Annotated in this window: 5 protein-coding genes; 2 read left to right on the top strand and 3 right to left on the bottom strand. The window is 61.7% G+C overall.

Translation table 11 applies throughout. The features are described from left to right. Positions 1 to 2,824 (bottom strand): type IV secretory system conjugative DNA transfer family protein (locus tag CQ14_RS27025; RefSeq protein WP_057860873.1); only part of this gene is annotated, 2,824 nt, incomplete at its 3' end. Positions 2,825 to 3,035: 211 nt separating this feature from the next. Between CQ14_RS27025 and CQ14_RS27020 the strand changes: the two genes are divergently transcribed. Further along, a complete protein-coding gene (locus CQ14_RS27020; RefSeq protein ID WP_057860872.1) occupies positions 3,036 to 4,358 on the top strand; it encodes a MobA/MobL family protein in 1,323 nt (440 codons plus the stop codon). A gap of 35 nt (positions 4,359 to 4,393) precedes the next feature. Here the strand turns inward: CQ14_RS27020 and CQ14_RS27015 are convergent, their stop codons facing one another. Both CQ14_RS27015 and CQ14_RS43920 read right to left on the bottom strand, forming a co-directional pair. After that, the gene (locus CQ14_RS27015) at positions 4,394 to 4,954 is read right to left on the bottom strand and encodes a recombinase family protein (RefSeq protein ID WP_057860871.1); all 561 of its coding nucleotides are present in this window, start codon (positions 4,952 to 4,954) and stop codon (positions 4,394 to 4,396) included. A 190-nt stretch (positions 4,955 to 5,144) separates the two neighbouring features. Then, the gene (locus tag CQ14_RS43920) at positions 5,145 to 5,771 is read right to left on the bottom strand and encodes a hypothetical protein (protein WP_156435470.1); all 627 of its coding nucleotides are present in this window, start codon (positions 5,769 to 5,771) and stop codon (positions 5,145 to 5,147) included. On the opposite strand from CQ14_RS43920, the gene CQ14_RS27005 reads away from it, so the two are divergent. After that, the gene (locus CQ14_RS27005) at positions 5,752 to 5,961 is read left to right on the top strand and encodes a hypothetical protein (protein WP_057860869.1); all 210 of its coding nucleotides are present in this window, start codon (positions 5,752 to 5,754) and stop codon (positions 5,959 to 5,961) included. The genes CQ14_RS43920 and CQ14_RS27005 overlap by 20 nt on opposite strands. Positions 5,962 to 7,083 lie beyond the last annotated feature (1,122 nt).

The following is a 7,083-nucleotide window of genomic DNA, read 5'->3' as shown; positions in this document are numbered from 1 at the left end:
CAGGCACAAGCGCAGCTTGGGGCGCCGGAGGCGCGGCGCGCGCGGCAGCGCGCGCCTTTTCCGCTTCCAGCTCGCGTTGCACGCTCGCCAGCCGCTCGCGGGTGGCGACGTGGTCCTTTTGCTCAAGCGCCAGGACCTTGCGGGCGCTCTCCGCTTCCTCGTGCACCTTGCTGCGCGCGAGTTCGCTATTGCGCACGCTTTCCATCCAGGATGCTTTTTCCCTATCTAGGCTTTGCTTCGCACGCTCGGCGGCCTCCAGTGCGGCGCCGAGAGACGCCTTGTCGGCACGGAGCGCGTTGATTTCGCTTCCTTGCGACGCGAGCCATGCAATGAGGCCTGCGACGACCAGAAGGGTCGCCAGGCCTGCGCCAATGAATTGCCAGCTAAAGCTGTTGCGCGCGGCGGGCGCCGCCGCTGACAGCAGCGATGCGGGCGCGGCGCTCCGCACCTCGTCCCAATCCACGGGATTAGCGGATGCGCTTTGCGCTTCATCAACCGGGGCGGCCGTGTCGAGCGTTCCGCTCGAACTGGTCGCGCCCGTGGATTGCTCCGGCTCACCCTCGCCTGCGATGCGGCTCTTGCAAACGGGGTCGGCGAAGGCAGGCTTCTTGTCGAGCCGCGCAGGCAATTGCCCGCGCGAGAATACGATGACCTGGTTTGCAAACTCCGGTCCCGTGAGTTGGTGGGCCTCGACAAGAGGCTTGCGGGTCCCGTCGAGCAGTCCATGCCTGGTGCCCAGGTTCTCGGAGAGCCACCGCGCGGAATCCTCATCAGGATTCATGAAGCAGCGAATGGCGCAGTTGCTCATCATGCCTTGCGCGTTGGGATAGGCGGTCTGGAGTTGGCCGAGGTTCTGACAGAACAGCCAGAGGCGCACGCCGTAACCACGGCCCATGTCGAGCGATTGCTCGATAACGTCGAGCCGCCCCAGGCGGGGCAACTCGTCAAGGAAGAAGGTGACGAGCGGCGCATCCGACTCCGGCTGGACGCGGTAGAGCTTGAAGAGAAGCTGCCCGACGAGCACCCTGAGCACGCTTGCATAGCGCTCAACATCTTCGAGGGTGACCTTGAGGTAAACCGTGGCGTTCTCCTCGCGGACCGACGCAGCGTTGAATGTTGTGTCGCCAGTGACCTTCAGGACGCTGGGAGACTGCCAGATTTCAACATGGCGCCGGGCCGTATCAAGCAGGCTCTCGCGCTGCTTGGGCGGCATGCCCCTCAATGCCGAAGCCTGGAGCTTGAGTTGGGTGCTCTTCCGCTTTTCCAGGCGGTTGCACCAGGCAATTACCTTCTCGTCCTCGGACGTGTAGAGCAATTCCAGGACCGAAGCCATGGTGCGCTTGGCGCCCTTCTGCGCGAGAGCAACATCGAGCAGAGCTGTTGTAAGCAGGTCGCGGGCGCGGCCCTCGAAGTACGCATCGTCCCTAGTCTTCGCGGTCGGCTTGAACATGAGGTCCGCGACGGTGCGCGCATCCTCCCAGGCTTGATCCGGATCAGTACCGATGTCGTCGAGCGGATTGTAGTGGAAAGAACTCTCGGGCTCGCGCGGCGCGAAGACATATGTCTTCCCTAACTCGCGCTCGTGCTCGCGCCACTGCCGCGACGCGGCCGACATCTCGCCCTTGATGTCGAGCACCACGGCAGGAGCCTTCATGTACAGCAGGTTGCGCAAGACATGCGCCTGGCTCTTGCCGCTGCCGGAAGGCGCGATGGTGATGAGGCTTTCGCGCAGGTCGTAGAGCAGCTCACCGCTACTACCCGGAAAACCGCCGATGCGCAGCGCCGAAGCCGACAAGTCGCCGCGAGCGAGCGCTCGCTGTCCTTCGGCTTCCGACATCCAGCGATTTCCGCTGAAGAGGTAGCGCTCGATAATCTGACGCTGGTGCTGCGCCAGGCCGCGTGCTTCATCCAGCGCGGCGCGTACAGCCTGGTTCAGGTATTCGCGGGCACCAGCCGACGTGCCGAGCGATGCCGCCAGGAGTTGCTTGAGTACCTCAAGCATGGCATTGCGCTGGCGAAACTCCGTACCCTGGTCGAAGTCATACGCGCAGTCGCCGCCGTTCCACACGATGGGCACGGCGATGCGATAGTGGTCGTTCGTCTCGAGCTGTCCGACCGCCGCGAGCACGTCCGCCATGCGAAGCGTGGCGCGCTCGGCCTCGGTCATGGACACGAGGCTTCGCCGGATGGCGAACCTCTCCATACCGGCTGCCACCTTTAGGGCACTGCTGTTGTCGTACAGGGTGTTTTCAAAGCTCGCCAGCGGGCCAAGCACCATGGCGCTGCGAGGATCGCCCTGAGTCGCCAGCTTCATGTTGAGAGCGCGCTTGTTCTTGGTCCAGTCGCTTTGGCTATCCTGCGCCATCCGCAGGGTGGCCTCCTCGATGGAGGTCCGCCCGATGAGGTGCTGGAATTCGCCTACCCTGAACTCCAGCTCGCTGAGCTGGTTGTCATGGAACGCCTCGATGGCGGCGAGCTTCTCTTGCTGGCGCCGTTGCTCGGCCAAGGCCTCCCCGGCTTGCTTCTCTTGCTCGCGCCTTTGCTCTTCGGCGATGGCCTGGGCTTTCGCCCGTTCCAGCATCTCGATAAGGCGGGGCAACCCCGGATCGGAAACGAACTGGCGGACGGCCGCGCGGGTCCTGCGCTTGACCCTCTTGGGGTAGCTGACCCTTCCGGTAATGTCGGGAGGCCCGTAGCCGATGCTGCTGACGAACCGCTGGTAGAGTTCGTATTCCTGGTCGGTGATTGGCGGCTCGGTGTCTTTTATCCCGACCAGTCGGTGCAGGACCGAGGCCGGACGGTCCGGCGACTTAAACGTACCCATGTTGCCCCACGAGAGTGCCCCAGAAAGCGCGTCCGGCGGTTGTGCCCTGAAACGAAACCCCGGAGCAAGCCCACGGCAGGCAATCCGCGAGGCTCGACTGTCCGAGTCCTGAACAGGGGTCCGTCCGGGGAAGGGGCCAGGCCGGTGCATCGTTTGTCTTGCGGGGGTCCGGGAGCGTGCTTACGTAGGGATCCGGCGGGAGTGCGCACTTATGGGTTTGCAGGCAAACCCGGCGCACCTCGGGGGTGTTCGAGTGGCCATTTTCAGCCTGCATCACAGCCCGATCGGCAAGTCCACGCAGGCCCAGCCCTATACGGCTGCGGCGCACATTAACTACATCACGCGCAAGCGGGCGATGAGCCTGATGCAGAAGGCCCGCCTGCCCGGCCAGAATCCGCGCGAAGTCGCCGAATACCTGAAGGCTTGCGAGGACAAGGACCGTAAGAATGCCCGGGTCATCGACAAGGTGATGCTGGCCCTCCCTAAGGAGTTAAGCCAGACCGAACGGATCGGGTTGGTCCGGGAGTTTGCCGAGCACGTCACCCAGGGGCGGGCTCCCTGGCTGGCGGCCTTCCATGACAAGGGCAAGGACGTTCACAACCCCCATTGTCACCTCGTCATCCGGGACCGGGATCCGAAGACCGGCAAGCGGGTCATCGGCACCAGCGAGAAAGGCAGCACCGAGCAACTGCGGGAGAGCTGGGAAAAGTTTGCCAACCAGGCGCTTGAACGTGCTGGCCTGAGCGAGCGGATTGACCGGCGGACCCTTGCCGAGCAAGGGATCGAGCGAGAACCGACCATCCACGAAGGTCCACAGTCTCAGGCGATGGACAAGCGTGGCGCCAAACCAAAATCGCGGCAAAGGCGGGTCCGCAACGCGCCTGGGGCGCGGCGTCCTGAAAGAAATGTCGACTACAGGCTCATCGACAAGGGGAAGAGCCGACCACAGGTCAACCGCATGCGGCGCAACGCGGCGCAGGAGACCGAGCGGGACTATTGGAATGCAATCGATCGCGACAACCAGACCAGGGAGCTTCAGGATCTCGCTGCGATCCATAACCCTCACCGGGAGCCACCCGCGATGCGCCCTGCTCCACCCGCGCGGCAGGCCAAGAAACCCGCAACCGGTCACATAGCGAAGAAGCGATCTCCGCGCGAAGCTTCGGTCAAGCCATCGAACAAGCTTGCCAGGCAGAAGCCACGCCTCAAGGACCAGAGTCCCGGGAATCCAAACCGGGAGCCGCTCGCGATGCGCCATGCTCTACCCGCGCGGCAGGCCAAGAAACCTGCTGCCGGTGACATAGCGAAAATGCGCTCTCCGCACGATGCTTCGGTCAAGCCAACGAACAAGCTTGCCAGGGCGAAGCCGCTCCTCAAGGATTTGGGTCCCAAGAGCCCAATGCCTGTCGAGGGCGCCAACGGAGCAGCACCGCGTGAGGCCAAGCCAGCCAAACCAAGATGGAGTGCCCGCGACCAGAGGGCTCTCGATCGCATGAAGCGAGAGCGAGCGCAGGATCGTGGTCGCGAGCGATAGTGAACCTTCAAGCGTTTAGTCGATACGTGTTCAGGTTAGGAAGGTTTTGGCTTCAGCCGCCGGATCGTTGATGCGCTGACCTTGAAGGACGGCGCTATTGCCTCGGGACGCTCTCCGGCGAGGCGTCGACTGAGTGCCTGGGCTTGTTGTTGCGGTGATAGCTTCGGCCTGCGGCCAAACTTTACGCCTGCCGCCCTCGCGCGCAGTCGCCCCGCAGAGGTCCGACGAATAATGTCCTGCCTTGTCTTTCTGGCGATGTAGCCGACCAAAGCGGCGAGCACCTCGCCAAGTTCAGTTGTGGTGTCGGCCCACGGCTCGGCGAGAGACCGGTAGGTCGCGCCTCGCGACGTGATCAACTCCAGAATCGCCAGCGTTCTGTAAGGCCCTTCGCGCGTCAGCCTGTCGAGCGCGGCGAAGATGATGATGTCGCCCCGTCTGACATCACGCAGCAGTTGCTTGAGCACGGGACGCTTTGCGCTGATGCCGCTTTCTTTCTCGGCGTAGATCTTCGTGCAGCCTTCGGCGCGCAGCTGAAGCTCTTGAATATCCAGCACCTGTCCGTGGGTGCTGACCCTCGCATATCCCAGGATTGCCATCACAGGAGCCCTCCGTTTAGCGGTGAGGTCCCCGCAGATGTCCTGACATTTGCAAGCCCAAATGGGCTATATTGCAGTGCGTTTGTTTCCTCGCGGAATCCTGAATCTTTGCGTGGGGTTAGCCGTTCCAATCAAAAAGACTTCCATTCATTGACCGTCTCATCCTGCGCCTGGAGTGAAAAAGCGTAAATCAGAATTTTTGCGCATGTATCGGTTCCCCCACTCCAACCGAGACAGGAACGATGCGCTTCACCGTGATCAGAAAACCACCCCGCACGTGGTTTGCAATTTTTGCCGCCTTGATGACTGCACCACCGGCCGCCAACGCGGCGGGCCCCGTCTTGAGGGTTGCCACGGCCTCCGGCCTGCCCGGATGCAAAGTCTTCATCATGCCGAACGGCCGCCAGTGGCGAGCCCAGAGCCATGACATCTCGGCCGGAGGAAAATGCCCCGCCGACTTCATGTCAGGCCGATTGATTGCCCGCAACCAGGTGAAGCTGGGCAACGGCGCGACCTGCACATTCAACGACACCGGTAACGGCACCTGCCAGTAAGGATATCCGCAATGTTCAGGATCATTGGAATCTGCGCCGTGGCAGTCGCCACCTCGCTTCTTTTCAGCGCTCCCGTTGCGGCGCAAAGCCGGGAGTATTGCACGGGAGTGTGCGGTGGAAGACCCGGCGGCGAAGCGGCAAACACGCCAAGCGTAGTCGCTTGTTTCCGCAAGTGCATGGGAGAGACCGGCAACAGTGACGGTCAGAGCAAGGGCCGGAAGGCCAAGTAGAGAGGAGAAAGCAATGAAGAAGTTATCCGGCACTGTTATTGCGCTTGCACTGCTTGCCGTGGCCGTCCCGGCGGCGCAGGCGGAGCCACGCAACGATACGCCACACGCGCAAGCCTGCATGAAGAAGTACGGGTTCACGCTTGCACAATGGCGCGCTTACGCCGTCCCTGCCGAGAAGGCAAACCCGTACCGGGCATGTCGGGATAGCGGCAAGGGCCGCTAAGCTCGCAGCCTAGCCCGCTCGGAGTACTATTCCGGGCGGGTGCTGATTCTCCAAGGTGTGGCAATGTGTGGCTGTTACCCCGAGAAAGTCACCTTCTCGACCCTGCTTGGAGTCGAGGCGCCGAACATTCTCATCAAGCGGGACGGCAGCCTCAGACCAGAATCCCCAAGTATCAACCAGAAGCACGTAACGGTGCTTCTCCAGCGGCGAGCGAAGGGCGGCTTCACTCGTGCCCAATATAGCGCCATGGCTCAGTTCGCGCGCGTGGCATTGCGACACAATCCACTCGCAAGGATCGTGTTCGAGGAGTGCGCCTCGCCATGGTACCTGGACTATCTACCCGGCTATAAAGAGCGTTGGACGACTGTGGCAGAAGCAATGCGGCTGCGGCCAACGCGATTTGCGAAGGTCTTGTTCCACAAGAGACCTCTGCACCCGGCTATCACGCAGCGACAGGCGAAGTCCCGAAGGATGCGATGAACATTTTCCGAACGATCGCGCGATACCTGTTTCCCTCCGAGAAGCAATTGTACCAATGGTACAAACGAGTCCTGCCGACCGATCCGGACTGGCTTGAGCCTCTCTGGTGGATCGTGGCTGCAGCCCTAATACTTGCGCTGTGCGCCCTCATCCTTTTTCAGGTTCTTCATACATCCTAACAAGAGGAGAACCTGCCACGCCCCCTCCGGGCATTGAGCTGCAGATGGACAAGGTGGGCTGCAGTACGAAATGCGCGTGCTAGTTTGGAGTGCCGCGAGGCGAATGGTCGCTACGTAGAATAACCAGAAGAAAGGCGAGAACCATGAAACTTCGTGGCACGCTCGCTCTATGGCTGGGCTGGCTGAGGGTCTATCTCTCAGTGCGGATCAGTCAATAAAGCAACAGGGGCCGTTAGAGCGGCCCCTGTGTTCGTCGAATAACCATTCAGGCGATACACGCAGCATGAATCATGTCGACGCTTTCGTCAATCTTGAAATAAAGATGCTCAGCCTGGCAATTTCAAAACGCTGGCTCACGCATTATGAGAACGAACAAATCGGAATGGTCACGGCCTGTTCGCGGTTTGAGTNCGGGTTTGATCAGGACCTGTGGCCAAGCAATAAAACCGTTGGGCCGCGCGGC

Origin of the sequence: Bradyrhizobium lablabi (assembly GCF_001440475.1) — a bacterium.
Classification (GTDB): domain Bacteria; phylum Pseudomonadota; class Alphaproteobacteria; order Rhizobiales; family Xanthobacteraceae; genus Bradyrhizobium; species Bradyrhizobium lablabi.
Note: the sequence above shows the minus strand (reverse complement) of the source record. Positions and strands in the feature narration are given on the sequence as shown.